The sequence below is a fragment of the Bacteroidetes bacterium SB0662_bin_6 genome, from assembly GCA_009839485.1.
GTDB lineage: Bacteria > Bacteroidota > Rhodothermia > Rhodothermales > VXPQ01 > VXPQ01.
Genome location: VXPQ01000009.1, coordinates 96,436 through 117,203 on the forward strand (window position 1 = coordinate 96,436; position 20,768 = coordinate 117,203).

At 57.2% G+C, this 20,768-nt stretch carries 17 protein-coding genes and 2 tRNA genes; 12 read left to right on the plus strand and 7 right to left on the minus strand.

The genetic code is table 11. The features are described 5' to 3' along the window. Positions 1-230 precede the first annotated feature (230 nt). Positions 231-1,232, plus strand: coding sequence for a sugar phosphate isomerase/epimerase (locus F4Y00_01260; GenBank protein ID MYE03594.1), 1,002 nt, complete (start codon positions 231-233; stop codon positions 1,230-1,232). 312 nt (positions 1,233-1,544) lie between these two features. Here F4Y00_01260 and F4Y00_01265 read toward each other — a convergent pair whose 3' ends face one another. The 5 genes from F4Y00_01265 to F4Y00_01285 form a co-directional block, all read right to left on the minus strand. Beyond that, positions 1,545-1,805 (minus strand): T9SS type A sorting domain-containing protein, encoded by a 261-nt coding sequence (locus F4Y00_01265; protein MYE03595.1) that lies wholly within the window; start codon positions 1,803-1,805, stop codon positions 1,545-1,547. After that, complete coding sequence (locus F4Y00_01270) at positions 1,751-2,269, minus strand: hypothetical protein (GenBank protein MYE03596.1); 519 nt, start codon at positions 2,267-2,269, stop codon at positions 1,751-1,753. The genes F4Y00_01265 and F4Y00_01270 overlap by 55 nt, the downstream gene beginning before the upstream one ends. A gap of 932 nt (positions 2,270-3,201) precedes the next feature. Beyond that, positions 3,202-3,462, minus strand: coding sequence for a T9SS type A sorting domain-containing protein (locus F4Y00_01275; protein ID MYE03597.1), 261 nt, complete (start codon positions 3,460-3,462; stop codon positions 3,202-3,204). Then, complete coding sequence (locus F4Y00_01280) at positions 3,408-4,493, minus strand: hypothetical protein (protein MYE03598.1); 1,086 nt, start codon at positions 4,491-4,493, stop codon at positions 3,408-3,410. Before F4Y00_01280 ends, F4Y00_01275 begins: the two co-directional genes overlap by 55 nt. Before the next feature lie 837 nt (positions 4,494-5,330). After that, entirely contained in the window at positions 5,331-5,657 is a 327-nt protein-coding gene (locus F4Y00_01285) for a hypothetical protein (protein MYE03599.1), read from the minus strand. A 431-nt stretch (positions 5,658-6,088) separates the two neighbouring features. On the opposite strand from F4Y00_01285, the gene F4Y00_01290 reads away from it, so the two are divergent. The 8 genes from F4Y00_01290 to F4Y00_01325 all read left to right on the plus strand — a co-directional run bounded on the left by F4Y00_01290 (position 6,089) and on the right by F4Y00_01325 (position 13,958). Further along, the gene (locus tag F4Y00_01290; GenBank protein ID MYE03600.1) at positions 6,089-6,943 is read left to right on the plus strand and encodes a TIM barrel protein; all 855 of its coding nucleotides are present in this window, start codon (positions 6,089-6,091) and stop codon (positions 6,941-6,943) included. Between the two features lie 119 nt (positions 6,944-7,062). Then, the gene (locus F4Y00_01295; protein ID MYE03601.1) at positions 7,063-7,845 is read left to right on the plus strand and encodes a sugar phosphate isomerase/epimerase; all 783 of its coding nucleotides are present in this window, start codon (positions 7,063-7,065) and stop codon (positions 7,843-7,845) included. A gap of 36 nt (positions 7,846-7,881) precedes the next feature. After that, on the plus strand, positions 7,882-8,685 hold the full coding sequence (locus tag F4Y00_01300) for an alpha/beta hydrolase (GenBank protein MYE03602.1): 804 nt from the start codon (positions 7,882-7,884) through the stop codon (positions 8,683-8,685). 27 nt (positions 8,686-8,712) lie between these two features. Then, positions 8,713-10,425 carry a ribulokinase gene (locus tag F4Y00_01305; GenBank protein ID MYE03603.1) on the plus strand — a complete coding sequence of 571 codons (1,713 nt, stop codon included), beginning with the start codon at positions 8,713-8,715 and terminating at the stop codon, positions 10,423-10,425. Next, a complete protein-coding gene (gene araD, locus F4Y00_01310; GenBank protein MYE03604.1) occupies positions 10,422-11,132 on the plus strand; it encodes an L-ribulose-5-phosphate 4-epimerase AraD in 711 nt (236 codons plus the stop codon). Before F4Y00_01305 ends, araD begins: the two co-directional genes overlap by 4 nt. An 88-nt stretch (positions 11,133-11,220) precedes the next feature. Beyond that, entirely contained in the window at positions 11,221-11,661 is a 441-nt protein-coding gene (locus F4Y00_01315) for an NfeD family protein (protein MYE03605.1), read from the plus strand. Positions 11,662-11,692: 31 nt separating this feature from the next. Further along, positions 11,693-12,631 carry a paraslipin gene (locus F4Y00_01320; GenBank protein MYE03606.1) on the plus strand — a complete coding sequence of 313 codons (939 nt, stop codon included), beginning with the start codon at positions 11,693-11,695 and terminating at the stop codon, positions 12,629-12,631. A 4-nt stretch (positions 12,632-12,635) separates the two neighbouring features. Beyond that, complete coding sequence (locus F4Y00_01325) at positions 12,636-13,958, plus strand: DUF4147 domain-containing protein (GenBank protein MYE03607.1); 1,323 nt, start codon at positions 12,636-12,638, stop codon at positions 13,956-13,958. Between the two features lie 75 nt (positions 13,959-14,033). Here F4Y00_01325 and F4Y00_01330 read toward each other — a convergent pair. Beyond that, positions 14,034-14,108: transfer RNA gene (locus F4Y00_01330), tRNA-Asp, on the minus strand. A 365-nt stretch (positions 14,109-14,473) separates the two neighbouring features. Here F4Y00_01330 and F4Y00_01335 point away from each other — a divergent pair. Further along, positions 14,474-14,546, plus strand: a tRNA-Phe gene (locus F4Y00_01335). 261 nt (positions 14,547-14,807) lie between these two features. Beyond that, positions 14,808-15,983: a hypothetical protein gene (locus F4Y00_01340; GenBank protein MYE03608.1), complete on the plus strand. Its 1,176-nt coding sequence runs from the start codon at positions 14,808-14,810 to the stop codon at positions 15,981-15,983. 81 nt (positions 15,984-16,064) lie between these two features. On the opposite strand, the gene F4Y00_01345 is transcribed toward F4Y00_01340, so the two are convergent. Continuing rightward, positions 16,065-16,952 (minus strand): ATP-NAD kinase, encoded by an 888-nt coding sequence (locus F4Y00_01345; GenBank protein MYE03609.1) that lies wholly within the window; start codon positions 16,950-16,952, stop codon positions 16,065-16,067. Between the two features lie 256 nt (positions 16,953-17,208). On the opposite strand from F4Y00_01345, the gene F4Y00_01350 reads away from it, so the two are divergent. Next, positions 17,209-18,747, plus strand: coding sequence for a YifB family Mg chelatase-like AAA ATPase (locus F4Y00_01350; GenBank protein ID MYE03610.1), 1,539 nt, complete (start codon positions 17,209-17,211; stop codon positions 18,745-18,747). The last annotated feature ends 2,021 nt before the right edge of the window (positions 18,748-20,768 follow it).

A 20,768-nucleotide genomic window follows, 5' to 3' on the forward strand; every position in this document is an offset into this window, starting at 1 on the left:
TAAACGTGCGGTTGACCGCGAGCTTGCAGGATATCCCGGGCCCTATGTTTTGTTCGAATGCGCGTCCCAAGGTCCCTGTTCTCGGTTGCGATTTTGCGGTTCGGCATTCTCCGCAAAAAATGCGGTGATTATTTCTTTGCAACGCCTTGCGGCCCGGCCTGGTTATTGCCCTCATTCGTGATTTGCCTTATCCTCCGCAAAAAATGCGTCGATTATTTCTTCATAACGCCATGTGGCCGGGGCTGGTGGGCAAGGGGCCGGATGCTGACGAACCTGCGATCAGTCTGGACCGGATGCTCCAGTTCACGGCGGACGCCCGTATCGAGGGAGAAGAGCCCGTTCGTTTCGATGGGGTGGACCTTTTCCTGTACCCCCCGCATATCGACATCGAGGCTCCGGGCGACGAAATCCGGCGCCTTGCGGACCGCATCGCATCGCTGGGGCTCGGTGTGGGTTCCGTCGTAGCGCCTGTGTATCCCGACATGCTGGGCGGCAGTGCGATGGGGGACCGCGACGATCGCCGGCGCTTCGTGGAGGCCGTGCGGAGTGCATGCCGGTATGCTTCCGTGTTGAACGCGCACGGCGTTCGGTCCTGCGGGGTCATCCGGATCGATTCGGCGGCGGGGCCTGTCGAGTGGGCGGAGCACCCCGTGGAGAACACGACAAAGATTGCGGACACGTTTCGCGAGGCGGCGGTCATCGCGGAAGACCACGGGGAACGCATTGCGGCGGAAGGGGAGATTTGCTGGGCGGCCATGCATTCCTGGACCGAGATGCTGCGCCTTCTGGAAGAGGTAGGGCGTCCTGATTCGCTCGGATTTCAGGCCGATCTGGCCCACACCTATTTGTATTTGCTCGGATACAATGCGCCCGAGGCGGCTTTGCTGCAGGATGGGTACACGGAGGAAGAATTCCAGGAGGCCTACCGGATCATGACCGGCGCCCTGGCGCCCTGGCTGTTCGATTTTCACGTGGCGCAGACCGACGGGACCGTGTTCGGAAGCGGTTCGCACGACAAGACAGGACGACATTGCCCGGTCGATTCCCCCGACGGCAAACTGGACATGGTATGGTGCAGCCGGCAGTGGCTGCTCGATGACCAGGGCGAACTGCGGGACGGCATCCGGCACATCTGCTGGGACGGGTGCATGTTTCCCAATGCCGTACTGGAGGATCAGGAGACGTGGAATCGGGTGCTCGGGGCGATGGAGGCGGTGAGGAGGGGCCTCTGACCTCTGAATCACGCAACAAGACCATCCAGCGCGCCGAACCGCAAAATCGCAACCGGGAACAGGGACCTTGGGACGCGCCCATGCGGATATAATCAGAGGTTCCTTAAGCGTACTGTCGCGTCGGGTTGCTTATGCTCCGAATATCTTCTGCATGTCCAGCGCAAAGCCCGGCAGTATCGTTTCATTTTCGGTGAAACGATATTTGTGACAACTCGATAAACCCTTGTATTTTAAGTACATAATCGTTTCACAGGATTGACGAATCGTTTCATGCTGCCCCCGGACATTCGAATAGTCCTCTAAGAGCACACGCTACCTGTGAAGCATCATTGCTTTTGCGGCGGTGTATGTTTCAGTGCGGATACGGTACAGGTAGGAGCCACTGGTAAGATGCGAAGCGTCGAACCGCACGGTGTGCTTTCCTGCGGGTCTGTGTCCATTGACAAGCACCTTCACTTCACGGCTCATCATGTCGTAAATCGAAAGGCGCACGTTTGCGCCCTGCGCAAGCGAATACTCTATCGTCGTTTGCGGGTTGAAGGGATTCGGTAGTTTTGATGTAATTGTACGGATACAGGGGTTTCCGTTTCGCTATTGAGAGCTATGATGGAAAGCGACGATATGTCAGGCGCGTCGTACACGGCGAGCTGCGTATGAGAGGACTTTTGTCCGCCGCTTTTGGCGCGAACCCATATAGTAAAATCTTCTGCGGTGCTTTGCAGCGAAACATCCGTTTCCAATACGTTGCCCGCCGAAGTCCAATCAATAAGTGCAGGCCATACCTTGTTTGTAGGGCCGCCTTCGAATATCTTGTATTCGTAATCGGTAGCAGCATTTACGGCATTCCACGAAAGCGTAATAATCAGGCTACTCGACGTAGACTTGTCGAAATTCGCTTGTAAATTCCCCGGATTGCTTAATCCCGTAGACGTAGGCGGCGGGTTTACAGGCGGTGTGGTTGGCGTGTTATTATTGCCCACAGGCGTAGGCGTAGAACGAAAGCTGGTTCTGACTGTGCCGTAAACGGTGATTTTCAAGGCGAATTGGTTGTGCTCCCATCTGTTGGAGTCAACGTACGTAGACGTATTCCTTATTGACCATCCGCTTGCGCTGGCCGCATCTTCGTTGTCCGAATTTGTATAGTCTATTACTGCGCTTCCCCAAGTGTTGCCGGTTAAGATAGTGTATCTGGTTTCCGGTTTGAGATATACAGATGGGCTGAAAGTAATACTGGCGGTGCCGCCGTCCGAACTTATCTCGACTGGAAGCCTGTTTCGGATATTATCGCACGTCCTACTGCAATCCCGCAAGTGCGCCATGTTGCGAGGCAACAAGTTCCTGTGGCCCGTACCCCCGTCTACCGGTGGATCAGGCAAAGCATGGTCTGTCGTAAACTGGCTACCGTGAAGTTCGATTTTGGTTAAATCGTATCCATACTAGTTGTCGCCGGTAGTAAACGGTTGTTGCTTTTGACCCGCAGGTACATGACCGCTGCGGGTTTGCCCATCATTGGATACCAGAGTAACCTGCGCTTGGGCCGCACCAACAAGGAAGAGGGCAAGAAAAGCGGAAAGAAGAAAGCGTGTCATGATTGGCTTGGGGTATGACCAGGCGTGGATATGGAACTCCACTAAATTATCAATACACCATAGTGCCTTCCAAGCCATAAATATATTTTAACTGTAACATTTTAGGCTATAAGCATGACTTTTTGTTACCTTCTGGATAAATCTGTCATTCGACATCTTTCGGACCACCTCTGATGTTCAAAGTAGACATCTCCGGCACATGGCACATCTGCTGGGACGGGTGCATGTTTCCCAATGCCGTCCTGGAGGATCAGGAAACCTGGAACCGGGTGCTCGGGGCGATGGAGGCGGTGAGGAGGGGGTTGTAGGGGTGTTCTCCGGGGCTGGCTGGCGGTTTCATGCTGCCCCCGGACATTCGAATAGTCCTCTAAGAGCACACGCTACCTGTGAAGCATCATTGCTTTTGCGGCGGTGTATGTTTCAGTGCGGATACGGTACAGGTAGGAGCCACTGGTAAGATGCGAAGCGTCGAACCGCACGGTGTGCTTTCCTGCGGGTCTGTGTCCATTGACAAGCACCTTCACTTCACGGCTCATCATGTCGTAAATCGAAAGGCGCACGTTTGCGCCCTGCGCAAGCGAATACTCTATCGTCGTTTGCGGGTTGAAGGGATTCGGTAGTTTTGATGTAATTGTACGGATACAGGGGTTTCCGTTTCGCTATTGAGAGCTATGATGGAAAGCGACGATATGTCAGGCGCGTCGTACACGGCGAGCTGCGTATGAGAGGACTTTTGTCCGCCGCTTTTGGCGCGAACCCATATAGTAAAATCTTCTGCGGTGCTTTGCAGCGAAACATCCGTTTCCAATACGTTGCCCGCCGAAGTCCAATCAATAAGCGCAGGCCACACCTTGTTTGTAGGATCGCCTTCGAATATCTTGTATTCGTAATCGGTAGCGAAGGTTACGGCATTCCACGAAAGCGTAATAATCAGGCCGCTCGACGTAGACTTGTCGAAATTCGCTTGTAAATTTCCCGGATTGCTTAATACCGTAGGCGTAGGCGGCGTGTTTACAGGCGGTGTGGTTGGCGTGTTATTATTAGGCGTGGAACGAAAGCTGGTTCTGACTGTGCCGTAAACGGTAATTTTGAGCGAGTTGGTATTATTAGTCCAAGTAGGAATATTCTCGTTGTTGTTGTTTACTACTATGGCTACGTAATTTGAGTTATCATTGATAGCCCATCCACTTGCGCCGCCCGAATCTTGGTTGTTCGATGAGGTTTGGTTTATTTGCGCACTGCCCCAAGTGCCGCCTGTTAATATTCTGTACTTGGTTTCCGGTTTGAGATATACAGATGGGCTGAAAGAAAAACTGGCGGTATTGCCGTCCGTACTTATCTCTGCCACAATCCTGTCTAAGATATTATCGCAGGAGTTAGTGCAATCTCTCAAACGCATGTAGTTGCGAGGCAATATGTTCCTGTGGCCCGTACCCCCCTGTACTGGCGGATCAGGCAAAGCGTGGTCTGTCGTAAACCCGCTGCCGTGAAGTTCGATTTTGGTTAACTGGTATCCATACTGGTTGTCGCCTGTAGCAAACTGTTGCGTTATCTGATTAACGGACCGAGTACCGTTTCCGCTTTGCCCATTGTTGGATACCAGAGTAACCTGCGCTTGGGCCGCACCAACAAGGAAGAGAGCAAGGAAAGCGGAAAGAAGAAAGCGTGTCATGATTGGCTTGGGGGATGATCAGGCGTGGATATGGAAGCCGTCTAAATTATCAATACACCATAGTGCCTTGCAAGCCATAAATATATTTTAACTGTAATATTTTAGGCTATAAGCATAATTTTTTTGTTACCTTCTGGATAAATCTGTCCAATCAACCCGGACCGCCTCTGATGTTCAAAGTAGACATCTCAGAGAATTGCCTTGTCCGCCTTGAAAAAAAGCGCTTTGCCGCTCTGAATTTGCGCGAACGAGACCATCCAGCGCGCCGAACCGCAAAATTGCAACCGGGAACAGGGACCTTGGGACGCGCCCATGCGGATCTAATCAGAGGTTCCTTAAGCGTACTGTCGCGTCGGATTGCTTATGCTCCCGTGCTTTGTTAGATGAAGGAAGGGGATCCGTGTTTTTATAAGGTGTTTATTTTCATTTCTAATGAAATGTAACGCTCCCAACAACCTACACGCCATGTTGGACAGCGATCGACTGCGAATCCCTTGGGTGCACTGCAGGAGATTGCGCTCGTTTTCTCTGGAGTCGAATTCGAATTGCATACTGGTACAGGGGGAATCACGCCTTCAATATGCCTTTCTGAGTAAAAACTACTCCGAAATGTAGTAGAAATTACTCCGAAATAGAGTAGTTTTTACTCAAAAGGGGTGAAAACGGATCATTGGGACCTTGGCGAATTCGGCCAGCGCGCTGTCGCCGCGGACGAAGAAATACGGGTTCTGCGCGTTTGTCTCGATATGGGTTCCGTCTGGTTGATTGGGTCAGAACAAGGGTGCAGCAGTACACCTTAAATTCCGCCGAAATCTGTCCAATCAACCCGGACTGCCTCTACTTTCCCACGTTATCGGGGTCAGGCATTTCCGGGCGGGGGAAGGTAACGCCTGCCCGATCTTCGACGACGGCCAGACGTTTGTCCAGGTCAAGCCTGTGCTTGCCCGCGCCCCGGAATTCGGCGCGAATCTCCGCGAATCCGGTTTCCATTGAAACCCGCATGTCGGCAAAGCCCTTGTCCATTTTTTGCCGCGTTTCTTTGTTGTCCGCCCGCAATGCGTTCCAAAGTACGGCATAGGGCGCATATATCAGGGCGAGGACGGCGGCAAGCGCGCCGATGGCTTGCCATATCGTTCCCCAAGGCCAGGTTGTCAGTGCTTCCATGGAATCAATGGGGATTTCGTTTCGCAGATGGGGTGCGCCGGGCCGAAGTCCGCCAGCTGCCTTGCCTGTTAAGGACGAATATTAGTGCGGAAAGTTCAAGGGATATTCTGACCAAGGTGGATTTATTCAGAGGTTCCCTGATCAGAGCATCCCGGGGCCATGCCGTAAAATAGTTTTCGCGAAGCGGGACGCGACGAGTGAGGAAGCCCTTGCTCGTTGTTCAAAGATGCTCCTGTAGACACATGCCATTGCCGAATATAACCTGCCAACGAAAAAATCAGGAGCCATCGGCCGATAACGGCTATTGAATTTTGCCCGCGATTGCTTGCCGGGCATTTATTTCCGTCCTTTCCCGCTTTTCCGTCGCTTCCTTATCTTGCTCTCCCCACACGGTTCCTGATCCTGTGCCCTGAAACCGCATCAAAACCGCTATGCACCGCATCGGCTTCAACCTGCTTCCCTGGTCCGCCACCGTATCGGAAGCGCTTTACCCGCACATTGAACGGATCCGGGACATTGGATACGACGGGATAGAGTATTCGATGGGGGCGCAGGATGCTGCTGCATACCGTGGCTTGGGGGCGTTTCTGGCCGATCTGGATATGGCGTGCTCGTCGTGCCTTGCCCTGGCGCCGGAACACAATCCGGCCAGTTCCGATCCTGCTGTCCGGCAACAGGGCCTGGAGAAAATCAAGTGGGCTATCGATCGGGCCGTAGATACCGGCGCGGACGTGATCTGCGGACCGTTCCATTCCGCTTTTGCCTGGTTTACCAAAGCGGCTCCCACGCCGGACGAGGCCAAATGGAGCGCCGAAGTGCTGCGGCAGGCGGGCGAATACGCCGAGCAGGCCGGCGTCATGCTGGCGCTGGAGGCGCTGAACCGCTTCGAATGTTACCTGTGCAACACGATGCAGCAACTGGTTGAACTGACCGAGATGGTGGATCATCCGTTCGTGCAGGTCATGTTTGACACGCATCATTCGAACATCGAGGAAAAATCCTTCGCCGGGGCTATCCGCACGGCTGCGCCGCATCTGGTCCATGTGCATATCAGCGAGAACGACCGGGGGACGCCGGGCGACGGGGTTGTAGCCTGGAAGGAGGTGTTCGACACGTTGTCGGAGGTGGGCTACAAGGGGTGGCTCACCATCGAATCGTTCACCCGGGCCGATCCGGATTTTGCGAATGCGATCAACGTGTGGCGAAGTTTCTCCGAGCCCTGGGACATTGCGGAACAGGGATATGCCTTTATCAAGCGGCAACTATGCGAAACGGCGCCCGGTTAAATTACCTCACTGATCCCTGGCTCCACATTTTTTCAGAACCTGTCCATACCCTTTTTCAGCACATGCCCGGCACATTCATTCCCCCCTTTCGTTTCGGCGCCGAGGTCTACACCTGGTTCATGAAGGAGAACGGCAAGGCGCATGCGAATCGCCTCGATCATATGATCCGCGTGTCTGCGGAGGCGGGCTTTACGGGGATCGAACCGGTGCATTCCTGGATGGGCGACTTGTCCGATCCGGTGCGGCTCGAGGATGAACTGCGCAAGGCGGGCATCAATCTTGCCGCCGTGGCGCTCGTGCTTGAATGGGACGGCCCCGAAGAAACCGGGGAGGAGCGCCGGCAGGCCGATGAAACGATCCGGCTGTTGCAACGCTTCCCCGGGGCGTTGCTGTGCATCGTTCAGATTCCCACGGGCCGCCACGAACTCGAAGCCCGCCGACAGCATCTCGTATCCATCGTCAACGCGGTGTCGCGCCGGGCAGCCGATGCGGGGGTGGCAGCCACGTTCCATCCCAATTCTCCGCACACTTCCATTAACCGTACGGAAGAGGATTACCGGATTATTCTGGAAGGCCTGGATGCATCCGTGACCGGGTGGACGCCCGATGTCGGGCACATCGCCAACGGGGATATGGACCCGCTTGCCAAGATGCAGGAGTATGCGAGCCTTATCAACCACGTCCATTACAAGGACTGGGACGGCAATCCGGAATTTGTCATCATGGGGGCCGGAAAGATCGATTTTGTGGGCATCACGAACTGGCTTGTCCGGCAGGGGTACGAAGGGTGGATCATCTGTGAGGATGAAGGGGCCGAGGCGGTGGATGATCCCGATGGCGTGACCCGTCACGACGGAAGATGGATCCGGGACACGTTGCTGCCCGCCCTCTCCAATTCGTAACCGATTCTCGAATTCGTCCTAAACGCGCGACCAGCCATGCCTATCGTCCAGACCAACGGGATCGACATGTATTACGCGGAAGCCGGCGACGGGCCGCCGCTTCTTATGATCATGGGCATTACCGCCCCGGGCTCCGTATGGCAGGTTCACAAGGAAGCCTGGAAGGCGCATTTCCGGTGCATCATGCCGGACAATCGCGGCGTGGGGCGTTCCTCGAAACCCGGCGGAAGCTACACGAGCGCCCGGATGGCGGACGATATGGCGGGCCTGCTCGACGCGCTGGAACTCGACCGGGTGCACGTAGTCGGCGTGTCCATGGGGAGCATCATTGCACAGCAGTTGGCTATCCGTAACCCCGGGCGGGTACGTTCTCTCGTGCTTATGTGCCCCTGGGCGCGATGCGACCGGTATGCCGCCAGCATTTTCCGGCACATGATGGCCATCAAGGCGCGCCTTCGGCCCGAAGAATTCACGGAGTACATCCAACTCCTCATTTTTTCCAAAGGCACCTGGGACGATATAGAAGGGTATTCCGGATTGATAGATGAGCGTACGAATGCTGCGATGGGCGAGGATCCTCAACCGCTGCACGGGCTGGAGGGGCAGGGGCATGCCTGCATCGAGCATAATGTACTGGAGGCGCTTCCGCAGATTACGGCGCCGACCCTGGTAATTGGCGGGGAGGAGGATATTTTCGTGCCGCCCTGGATGGTGGAAGAAGTGGCTGCGGGGATTCCGAACGCGGAGTTGCATATGTATCCGGGGGCGGGCCATGCCTTTCACTGGGAGCGCATCGAGGACTTCAATCCCCGGGTGGCCGACTGGCTTCTGGCGCACTAACGATCCGGGGTCACGCACAAAAGCCGCATGGCTTCCGCATACGCCATAGGACTGGACTTCGGCACCAATTCGGTGCGTGCGCTCGTCGTGGATGCCGCCACGGGGCGCGAGGCGGGTACGGGTGTTTTCGAATACCCTTCCGGCGAAGACGGTGTATTGCTGGATCGGGATCGGCCCGATCTCTCCCGGCAGCACCCCGGAGATTACGTATTGGGCGTGGAGCGGAGTGTTGCCGCCGCCATGGAGGAAGCTGCGCAGGAAGACCATGGATTCGACGCCCGCCGCGTGATAGGCATCGGCGTCGATACCACCGGCTCTACTCCGATCCCTGTGGACAAGGAGGGGGTTCCGCTGGGCCTCTCCCACCGGTTTCGGGACGACCCGGACGCGCAGGCCTGGCTCTGGAAAGATCATACGGGGCACGCCGAAGCCCGGGAGATTACGGATCGCGCCCGTGCGTTGCGTCCCGAGTACCTTGCAAAATGCGGCGGGACCTACAGTTCGGAGTGGTTCTGGTCGAAGATATGGCATTGTTTGCGAGTGGCCCCCGAAGTGTTCGAGGCGGCGTATACCTGGGTGGAGCACGCGGACTGGGTTCCGGCCATGCTTTCCGGTACGGAGCGGCCCGACCGGCTGAAGCGGTCGATCTGCGCGGCGGGGCACAAGGCCATGTTTCATACGGATTGGGGCGGGTATCCCGATGAGGAATTTCTGGGATCGCTGGACGAAGCGCTCGTGCGGGTTCGCAGCACGCTGCCCGACCGGACGTTCAACGTGTCGCAGGCGGCAGGCCCGTTGACGGACGAATGGGCCGGACGGCTGGGCCTGCCCGCCGGCATTCCGGTGGCGGTCGGCGCATTCGATGCGCATCTGGGCGCGGTGGGATCGGGAATTGCTCCCGGCACACTCGTCAAGATCATCGGTACCTCCACATGCGATCTGATGGTAGCCCCGCTGGAGGAAAATCCCGGGGACATTCCCGGATTGTGTGGCATTGTGCCGGAATCCGTGCTCCCCGGACACTACGGGATGGAGGCCGGACAGTCTGCCGTAGGAGACATTTTCAACTGGTTTGTGCGCCGGGTGCGACCGGATGGGCAGGGGCACGAGGCCCTCACGGAGGAAGCCGGGCGGCTGCGCCCCGGCGAAAGCGGGCTTCTTGCGCTGGACTGGCTCAATGGGAACCGGACGATTCTTGTAGATCAGCGGCTGACCGGGCTGATCGTGGGGTTGACCCTTCACAGCACGCCGGCGGAAATATACCGGGCCCTGATCGAAGCGACGGCCTTTGGCGCCCGCAGAATCATGGAGCGCTTCGAGGAGTACGGGGCGCCTGTGGAGCGCATTGTCAACTGCGGCGGCATATCGGACAAAAACGAATTGGTCATGCAAATCTATGCAGATGTGATGGGGCGTCCGATCATGATTTCGCGGAGCGCCCGGACCTGTGCGCTGGGCGCAGCCGTGAGTGCGTCCGTAGTGGCGGGGAAGGCTGCGGGGGGACACGATGGGTTCCCGGAAGCCCTGCGCGCCATGACGGGTGTGCGTGCACGGGTGTTCGAGCCCGATCCGGAACGATGCAGGACCTATGATCGGCTGTACGCGCTTTACCGTCGGATGCATGATGCCTTTGGCATGCAGGCCGTACAGGGAGATGGTGCGCCGGATATAGTGCAAGGGCCTCACCTGTTCGATGTGATGAAAGTGCTGCTTACGCTACGCGACGAGGTGCGGGGATGAGTACAGCGTATGCCGAGTTGAAGGAACAGGCGTGGCGGGCCAACCTCGATATCGAGAGGTTGGTGGAAAGAACCTGGGGTAATGCCAGCGCTGCGGATGCCCAGGCGGGCGTTATGGCGATCAAGCCCAGCGGGGTTCCGTACGACCGGCTTGCCGTGGATGACATGGTGGTGCTGTCGCTGGAGACGGGGGAGGTGGTGGAAGGTCGGTTTCATCCCTCCTCGGACGCCCCGACCCATCTGGCGTTGTACCGGGCCTGGCCGGACGTGGGGGCTATCGTACATACGCATTCCCCATACGCAGTGAGTTGGGCGCAGGCTGAGTTGCCTATTGATTGCCTCGGCACGACCCATGCCGATCATTTCCGGGGAAGCATCCCCGTGACGCGGCGGATGCGCGAAGACGAGATCGCGGAAGAGTACGAGCGAAACACGGGGCTTGTCATCGTCGAGTGTTTTGAGCAGGGGGGAATAGATCCTGTGGAGATGCCCGCCGTGCTGGTGGCTTGCCATGGACCGTTTGCCTGGGGCGGGAATGCCGCCGAGGCGGTAGAGAACGCTATCGTGCTCGAAACCGTGGCATGTATGGCGTGGCGTACCCGGCTCCTGCGGCCAGAGGCCGGCCCGATCGATGATGCGCTCCGGGACAAGCATTTTCTGCGCAAGCACGGCCCCGAGGCCTACTATGGGCAGGCCCGGAAAGAATGAACCGCGCCCTTGTATCGGCGTACCATGGTGAGCGGCGAAAGAGTTTGCCGGCGTGGTCGTATTTGATTCAAATCAAAGGGTAAATCTTATGGATTGGTGGGGCTGGCTGGTCATTGGATTTGGCCTGATGATCGTAGAATTGATGGGCCTTGAGGCGGCGTTCTATCTGGTTATCATTGGCTTTGCGGCCATATTGACGGGCCTGGTCGGGTTGGTTGGATTGACCTTGCCCATATGGGGGCAATGGGTGCTTTTTGCCGGGCTGGCCATTTTTTCCATGCTGTTTTTCCGGCAAAGCCTGTACATCCGCTTGCGCGGCCAGACGCCTAAATCCGGCAATCCCCTTGTCGGCGAGACCGTGAGTCTCTCCGAGAACGTGGCCCCGGGTGCGCGCTGCCGGGTGGAATTGCGCGGATCGACATGGACCGCCAGAAACGTCGGTTCCGAATCTCTTTCGGCCGGCGGACAGGCCGAGGTAATCGCTGTCGACAACACCTTGCTGGAAATCGAAGCTTCAGCCGGCGCATAAGGCTGCTGTATCCATTCAACGGGTAAAGAATATGTTTGACATTGGCTTGATCGTTGGCGGCGTCATCGCTCTGGCGGCCATCGTGGTTATCATCAAAACGGCGGTGATCGTACCGCAGCAAAGCGCCTATGTCGTCGAGAATCTGGGGCGGTATTCCCGCACGCTGGATCCCGGCTTCAATATTCTTATCCCCTTCGTCGAACGGGTAGCGTACAAGCACAGCCTGAAGGAGCATGCGATGGACATCTCCGAACAGGTGTGCATTACCAGCGACAATGTGCAGGTGGGTATAGACGGTGTGTTGTACATGCAGGTCATGAACGCCGAACGCGCCTCCTACGGAATCGGGAATTACGTATTCGCTATTTCCCAACTGGCCCAGACCACATTGCGCAGCGAGATCGGAAAAATCGAACTCGACAAGACCTTCGAGGAACGCGCCGCCATCAATATGAATGTCGTCAGGGAACTCGATCTTGCTTCCGAGCCCTGGGGGGTGAAGGTGCTTCGCTACGAAATCAAGAACATCAACCCGCCCGAAGATGTGCTTTCCGCCATGGAGAAGCAGATGCGCGCCGAGCGCGAAAAGAGGGCGGTCGTGCTGCAATCGGAGGGGGATCGGGATGCCCAGATCAATCAGGCCGAAGGGGAAAAGAAGCGGGTCATTCTTGAATCCGAAGCGGCCATGCAGCAGCAAATCAATGAAGCACGAGGCGAGGCGGAGGCTATTCTGAGGGTGGCCGAGGCTACCGCCGAGGGCCTGAGGAAGGTGGCCGAGGCCTTGCTCGCCGAGGGAGGCGACAAGGCGCTGCAACTTCGTATCGCCGAAAATTATCTGGAGCGTTTCGGTGCGCTGGCTAAGGCCGGAAATACATTGATTCTTCCCGCCAACATGGCGGATATGGCATCCATGATCAGCGCCGCCACAAAGATTTTTCACGAAACGGACGGCAAGGCGAAGGAGAATTGAAGAGATGGCCATGCGCCCTTCTTTTTCCGGCCGGGTCGAAGATTCCCTCCGGATTTTTGATGCAGGCGTTTCCTCCGTGCAGGCGGACGCTTTGCTGGACGGGACGGATTGGCGTGCCGGGCTTGCCCGCTCTCTTGAAGAGTACGAAAAGATCGTGGTGGCGGGTATGGGGAAGGCCTCCATGGCGATGGTCGCTGCCCTGAGTGAACGCCTTGGTGATCGGATGTACACGGGGTGGGCAGCCGTTCCGTACGGCTATGCGAAGCGGATATGGCCCGGTGCATCCGGGAAGACGCCGGTCATCCCGGGGAATTTCCACGTGGTCGAGGCGGGGCACCCGTTGCCGGACAAGAACAGTGTGCTGGCTGCGCAATCCATGCTGGATGCGGTTTCCGGGCTGGGCCCCGACGATCTGCTGATCGTCCCCGCTTCAGGAGGCGGCTCTGCACTGTGTGTTGCTTTTCCGGCGGGTATTTCGCTGGAGGACGCCCGCGAGGCATTTTACAGGCTGCTTGTCGCCGGGGCGGACATTCATGCCATAAACAAGGTGCGCCGGCGCATCTCGCAAATCGGAGGGGGCGGCCTGGCCGAGGCGGCGGCTCCCGCCGAGGTGCTGACGCTATGCCTTTCCGATGTGCCGGGAGACGATACGGAGCATATGTACGTGATCGGGGGCGGTCCAACCCTCCCCGATCCGTATACGGCCCGGGAAGCGCTGGATGTCTTGAAACGGTACGGCGACAAGGTTCCGGCCAGTGTCTGGCAATATGTCGAGGAAAGCGCCGGGCAGCCCGAACGCCCCTCGTCGGAATCCGGTCAGGTACATGCCGTGCTGCTGGGCAGCGTACGTACGGCCCTGGAGGCCGCTGCCGCCGAAGCAAAGCGCCTGGGATACCGTGTTGAGGTTGTTTCGTGTGAGATGTCCGGAGAGGCGCGGGAAGTCGGAGAGGCCATGGTCCGTCGCGCCCTGGTGCAGGAACCCGGATGGTGTCTTTTATGGGGAGGCGAAACCTTCGTGACGGTTGAGGGGGATGGCCTTGGGGGGCGCAACCAGGAACTTGCGCTTGCCGCCGCCATCCGTATGGCGGGGGCTGAGAAAGACGTAAGCCTTATGAGCGCAGGCACCGACGGCATAGACGGCCCTACGGACGCCGCCGGTGCGATAGCCACTCCGGATACCGCGGTCGAGGCGCGCCGGCGGGGGCTGGAGCTGGAGGCGTTTCTGAAACGGAACGATGCCTACGGATTCTGGCGTCGGATGCCGGGATTTCTCCAGACAGGCCCGACCCACACGAACGTGATGGACATACAGATTGTCCTCACGTGATACGAAGAGGAGAAAAGGGGGAGAAAGCGCCCTGCGGCGCGAGCCGTGCGGGAGTGCACGGAAACATGGGCTAAGCGGTCCGGACGGGACTCGAACCCGCGACCTCCTGCGTGACAGGCAGGCGTTCTAACCAAACTGAACTACCGGACCAATACAGTACGGTCGCGTACCCTGAGAATATGCAACGGTTCCGTCTTTACGGGAATTGCATAGAGACATGGACCGTAACGTCTGTTTCGACGAGAGATGCTGTTTGGGTCCGGCTGTCCACTGTTTTGGTTTCGATCTGTACCACTTGACGCCGGGAGGTATAGGGTCGAACCGGCGCCGTCCCCCGGATGAAGAACGGCGCCTGGTCCGACGCCACGCGCACATCTTGCCAGATGTGCCCTATAGACACGCACGGTAGCGTTATATAACCTCATTACGAAAAAAAATTATGCTATCCAGTGATTTCATCGCGTAGCCTTCCCCGAAACCGTTGTTCTGAAAGGGACGTACAAGGCGCCCTTTCCGGTCAGGTAGCTCAGTTGGTAGAGCAACGGACTGAAAATCCGTGTGTCGGCGGTTCGATTCCGCCCCTGACCACTGCTTATCTAAAGGCTTACGATTTTCCGGTGTTGTTGCGTCCTGGCGGAGTAGTTCATGCGCCGCTGCAGGCATGTCGGCGCCAGCGCACTGAAGAATCGATGTTCTCCGCGTCCAGGCGGGTCATTCGTAATACTCGCATAATATCTGCATAACATTTACGCGCTATTATACCGGCAGCGTCCAGCCCGGACTTGATGGAAGCCTTTTCACACGTTGCCGATCAGGGTCAATGTCTATACCCTGAAGGAAAGTAAAGCCATGAACGCTACACTGAATCGTACACTTCTTGCAATAGCGTTAATCATATCTCTTTTTGCAGGCGACGCCACAGGGCAAACCGTAAAAGTCGGCGGGCTGGGCTATGTGGATTATTTTTACCGGTTCGGCGATGACGATGAGACCGCTTTATGGCAAAAGCCCAAGGATAATCTGTGGGATAGCGACCGCGATGCAACCATCAATGACGCATTCCACGGGTTCACGTACCGGAGACTGTACCTGACGACCGACGCGGCGATTTCCGAGCGTTTCAGGGCCCGCTTTCGTCTGGAGGCCAGCGATAGCAAAGTCGGGAGCGGTGGACCGGTCCCCTTTGTGAAAGATATGTGGATCGATTGGAAGTACACTGACGATCATTCCGCCAGGTTAGGCGTCATGCCGCCTCCCGTGTTCCAGCTCTCGGAGGGTGTTTGGGGATATCGCAGTCTGGAAAAGACCATTCTCGATCTGCAGGGGGTCAACTCGTCCCGCGATTTCGGGATTCGGTTCGACGGCCCTGTTCCGGTGCGCGGCGATCTCGTTCGCTACGCGGTGATGCTGGCCAACGGCAACGGGAATCGTGCAGACGACGACAAATACAAGAAGGGATATGCTCAAATTTCCATCCACCCGTCCGACAAACTGGTCTTCTCGGTGGGGGCGGATTACGAGAAGTACCTGGACGATTTTATCATAGAGGGGGATATCGATATATCTCGCCCGTACCGTAAAATGCGGACTTCCGTGTTCGGAGGATACGAGGGAGACATTGTCCGATTCGGTTTGGAAGCCTTCCTCTACGAGTTGAAGTTGGAGGAGGAGCAGGCGTATACCGTAAGAAGCGAAAATGCGGCTGGATTTATAGAAACGGCTTCTTATGAGCCGCTCAACCGGCTATCCGGTATCAGTGTGTTCGGATCGATCAGGCTTAATCCGCTGGTGGAATTTGTGGGTCGGCTCGATCTGACCAGGAACGATGGCGAATTCGGACGAATCGATCCCCTGCTTAACGAAACGTTCGTGTTGGCGGGAATGGCTTTTGCACCCCATGAAAACGTGCGTATCATTCCTAACCTGTGGTGGTTCGGCTCGGATTATCAGGAGGGAGATGAAAGAGAATTTAGCCGCAAAGGAAAGAACAGAATGGGACGCGTCACGATCGAGGTTTCGTTTTAGGGGCTCGTCAACCGCACGTTTATGTTTTGAGAGAAGGCGTGTCCCAAGGTCCTCGCCCATGCGGATTTAATCAGAGGCTCCTTAATCTCTTCCCCGGGCGCCCCACATCAGTTTGGAACGGAGCGTCTGGAAGTAGTGCTGTTCGGGAAGCTTGACAAGGCGTACCCGGTGGTTTGCTCTGCTGAACCGGAATGCCGCGGAGCGTTCGTCGTGGTCGAAGGATTGGCTGTTGCCGTCGAAGCCCAATACATACGGCGTGTCGTTGCTCAATACCTCGGCTTCGATGATCGAATCGGCGGACAGTACGATGGGGCGCACCGTGAGGCTGTGCGGCGCAAGCGGGGAGAGAATGAACACCTCGCTTCCCGGGACGACAATCGGGCCGCCGGCCGACATCGAGTATGCGGTCGATCCGGTCGGGGTGGCGACGATCAGGCCATCGGTCCAGTAGTCATTCAGGTGTACGCCGTCCACGGTCACGCGGATGGATATGAGTCCCGCCGACCCGCTGCGCTCCAGCGCGAATTCGTTGAGCGCCCAGTATTTACGGTCACCGTTCGGGCTTGTCACCCGGGCCGTCAGCGGGAGGCGCTCCTCGATCCGGTAAATGCCTTGTTCCAGGGATCTGATCGTGTCCCGGACCTGTGTTACTTCGATATCGGCCAGAAAGCCCAGCCGTCCGATATTTATGCCGAGAATGGGCGTTCCGTAAGTCCCTGCTTCCTGAGCACTGGTCAGCAGGGTGCCGTCGCCGCCGAACGACAGGATGATATCCGATTCCTGCGCCAGATCCCTGGTGGCGCTGGATCCGCATAGCGCGGCATCCAGCAGTTCCCGTTCTCTCAGGCCGTTGGCCAGGTCGCTATTCAACTTGAAGGAGAGCCCCTCGCGCTCCAGCCAGGTAACCAGTTCTGCGACCGGCTCCCAGAGGCGGTTTTTTTGTGTATTGCCTGTAATGCCGTACGTCATCGGGATACTCTGATTAGTGTCAACAGGCCCTAAGTCCGCAAAGCTCAGAGGCTGAGAGGGGTGCGTTGGCAAGGAATGATGAAGCAGTGTATGTGGCGGCCCCGCATAATGCGGAATGACGCGGTCAGCGGGGCCCCCACCGGGCATGGGATTACCCAAAAGTACGGAATATGCGGTTTGAAGGTTATGCCTGCCCGTTTTTCGTGTCTATAGGCGGGTTCGTCGTATTTCGCCTGTTAAATCATGACACGCTTCCATGCTTTCGCATGTTCGGAGCGCCGCTACGTGTGGCATAGATGCCCTTCCCGTCGAGATCGAAACAAGCATTTCGACGGGATTGCCGAGTTATGCCGTGGTGGGCTTGCCGGACGGAGCGGTTCGGGAGAGTCGCGATCGTATATACGCTGCTTTCCAGAACACGGGCATCCCGTTGCCTCATGGAAAGATCACCATTAACCTCGCCCCGGCCGATTTCAGGAAGGAAGGAGCGGCGTTCGATCTTCCGATTGCGCTGGGATTACTGGCGGCCCACATGCAGGACGCGAAGCACGAGGCGCTTGCAACGACATGCGTCCTTGGAGAGCTTGCGCTGAACGGCGATGTCCGCCCGATTCGGGGGGTGTTGCCTATGGTGATGCGGGCCAGGAGGGAAGGCATGAAATCCGTGATCGTACCTTCCGGAAACGCCAGAGAAGCCTCTTTGGTCAACGATATGGAGGTGCTTCCTTTGGCCAATATCCGCGAAGGGCATGCTTTCCTCAGGCAAGCGCCCGGCGGGCCGGTTCCATTCAGGGAAAACACCTATCGGCTTGATCACGAATCCCGGCGGGTCGACTGCGACTTTTCAGACGTTCGGGGGCAGGAGGACGTGAAACGGGCGCTTGAGGTGGCTGCTGCGGGGGGACACAATGCGATGATGGTGGGGCCTCCCGGCGCAGGGAAAACCATGCTGGCTCGGAGGATTGCGACTATACTTCCCCCGCTCAGCCGGGAAGAAGCCCTGGAAACGACGCAGATTCATTCGGTCGGCGGGGTATTGAACGAACGGGGCGTGGTGACGACGCGGCCGTTTCGTGCTCCTCATCATACTATTTCGGATGCCGGCTTGTGTGGCGGGGGCAGCAATCCGATGCCTGGAGAAATCTCGCTGGCGCACAACGGCGTGCTGTTCCTGGACGAATTGCCGGAATTCAAGCGGCAGGTCCTCGAGGTGCTGCGGCAGCCGCTGGAAGAAGGGAAAATCACGATCAGCCGGGCGCGCATTACGGTAGCGTACCCTGCCCGGTTCATGCTTATCGCCAGTATGAATCCATGCCCATGCGGGATGCTGCACAGCCTGAGCGGAAACTGCGTATGCACCCCGGCTCAGATTCAGCGGTATCTCGGAAAAATAAGCGGTCCCCTTATGGATCGCATTGATCTGCATCTCGAAGTGCTGCCCGTACCGTTCGACACATTATCTCACCGGGGAGAGGCCGAATCGTCGGAGGATGTACGGCGCCGCGTATTGGCTGCGCGGGAGATACAGCGCAAGCGATTCAAAGGCTTGCCGCACAATGCCTATTGCAATGCCCAGATGTCGATGCGGCTCGTCCGGAAATATTGTTCGCTGGACGCCACGGGGGAAAATCTTCTGAAAACGGTTATTCAGCGGCTGGGCCTTAGCGCCCGGGCGTACGGCCGCATACTCAAGGTAGCTCGCACCATTGCGGATATGGCGACATCCCAAACGATACGGCCTGAACACCTTGCAGAGGCGATCCAGTACCGGGTGCTTGACCGGCGATCCTATTGAAAAAGAGTTGTTGGGAACCCCCCTTTCACTTAAAAAAATCGCTTCATGCTGATGCCGATATTGTGGTCGGGTTTATCGAGCCTTTGGGAAAAACCGACCTGCAGGAAACCGAAAATGCCGTTCAGCGCAACGGTTATTTCATGGTGCATGCCCTGCGAGGAAAGATGGAGGTCGGGTCGTTTGACCGGATTGGGGCGGGATATCCAGGTTCGCGCATGGGCTCCGCCGACGATGATGCCATAGCCTCGCTGCGCCAGGCCCTGCAGACCCAGCACTTCGAAGGGTATCGTTTGAAAGTTGTGTTCCCAGAAGAATCCGGCATACCGATTGCCCTCGTACGGACGCCCGACCAGCGTACGTAGTGTGCCGAAGACAAAGCCGTTCCCAAAGGTGCCGTCTATGATTCCAAATCGCTGAACGGGCAGATGTCCGAGGTAGCTTCCTGCCGTCAAGTGGACGGACAATGCGTTCGGCAGAAATCTGCGCGAGAAAAAGGTCGGAAAAGTCCATCGGATATTTGTGGCGATGCGCAGGTAGTCCTCATAGATATTTTCATCGTCACCAGTCTCTATTTCCAGTTCGGCATAACGTCCCCCGCCTAACAGCGTGGCCATCAGGTCTGCCGGGTCACCATAACGAACAGTCACGGAGGCGGATCGTAGTTCCTTGTGTGAAACCGGTGGATTCGGGCGCGGCTCGCCCGGTTTGCCGAAAAGATCGTAGGCGGTGACCGCTTCGACCGATTCGGGGATTTCGCGTTGCAGGGCAAGCGTAATCCGCAAGAGATTCCGATTATACCCCCCGGAAATGCGCACTCGCTGGTTATGAAGATAGTCGAAGTAATCTCCGGCCCCGAAAAGACTGTACATGGTGGCATACATCGCTCCGTACTGGCGCGACCGTATCCGGGGCTCAACCCCGTGGAAGTACGATGCACCGATGAAGCCGCGTCGTTCCGACCCGATCCGGATTTCACTCGAGATATCGTACGACCATGGATCCTCCAGTTCACGGCTCCAACCGCCGCCGCCCTCCAGGTAAAAACGATCCGATTCGTATTCCGTGGACAACCCTCCGTGGAATCCTTCCGCGCGGTTGAAGCGAAAACGGGGTTGCACCCACTCGGTCCCGGCAATGAATCCGGATAAAAAGCCCGGTTCTTCCGTTTCGTCGTTTTCGTTTGCCTGTGCGTCTGTCTGGCCGGGAAGTCGCATGAGTAAACCGGTCGGCTCGAACGCCTTTCCGATCGTCATGGTACTGTCTATTCCGGCGTAAGCCACCCGCTCCGGCTCCTCGAACGGCACGGCAACGCCTTCACGGTCCAGCAGCGTGTCGGCGGCAACCGCCTCCTGATCTATGCCGAGATATTTACCCTCGGCGTAGAGCGAATCCGGCAGAATCGCTTCCATCCGGTAATCGGTGAGACGGGAGACTTGCCTGACCTTGAAGGTCGGAAAGGTCAGGAGGGGGCCAAAGGATATGTCGACGCCAATATCGGATCGAAAATCGACCGGGAGCCATGCGCTTCCATCGAAAGAGTCGTATTGCTGGTAGAGCGTGGCGTTTATGCCTGTGACCGGAGGCGGAAACAGGAAGGCTTCTCCCGGCTCGAGCGCGACCTCAAGCAGGGCGCATTCGTCGGAAAGGACTGCAATTTTGCCGACAAATCCGGTATTCAGCCGACTTTTCGGCGCGACCGCAATGTCATACACAAGGCGGTCGTCTATAAGACGCGTGCCTTGTAGCGCGAAGCGGTATATGTCGAGTGCGTCCGGGTGCGTTACACCGACAAAATTGTATCCCGCCAGCGCTATATCGTCGTCGTAGAGATTGGCCATAAGCAGCGCTGCCGGTAAGTAATCGGTCAGTTCTATACCCAGGTTCGAAGTCTGGCGCCGCGATTTGACCAGTTCGCGCATCCCCTCCTCCTTGTCCCAGAAAACGTCGCTGAGCGTTTCGATGATGGCGACGATACCCGTGTCGTTCGCCACGGTGAAGCGGGTATAGGCTTCCGAGGCGTA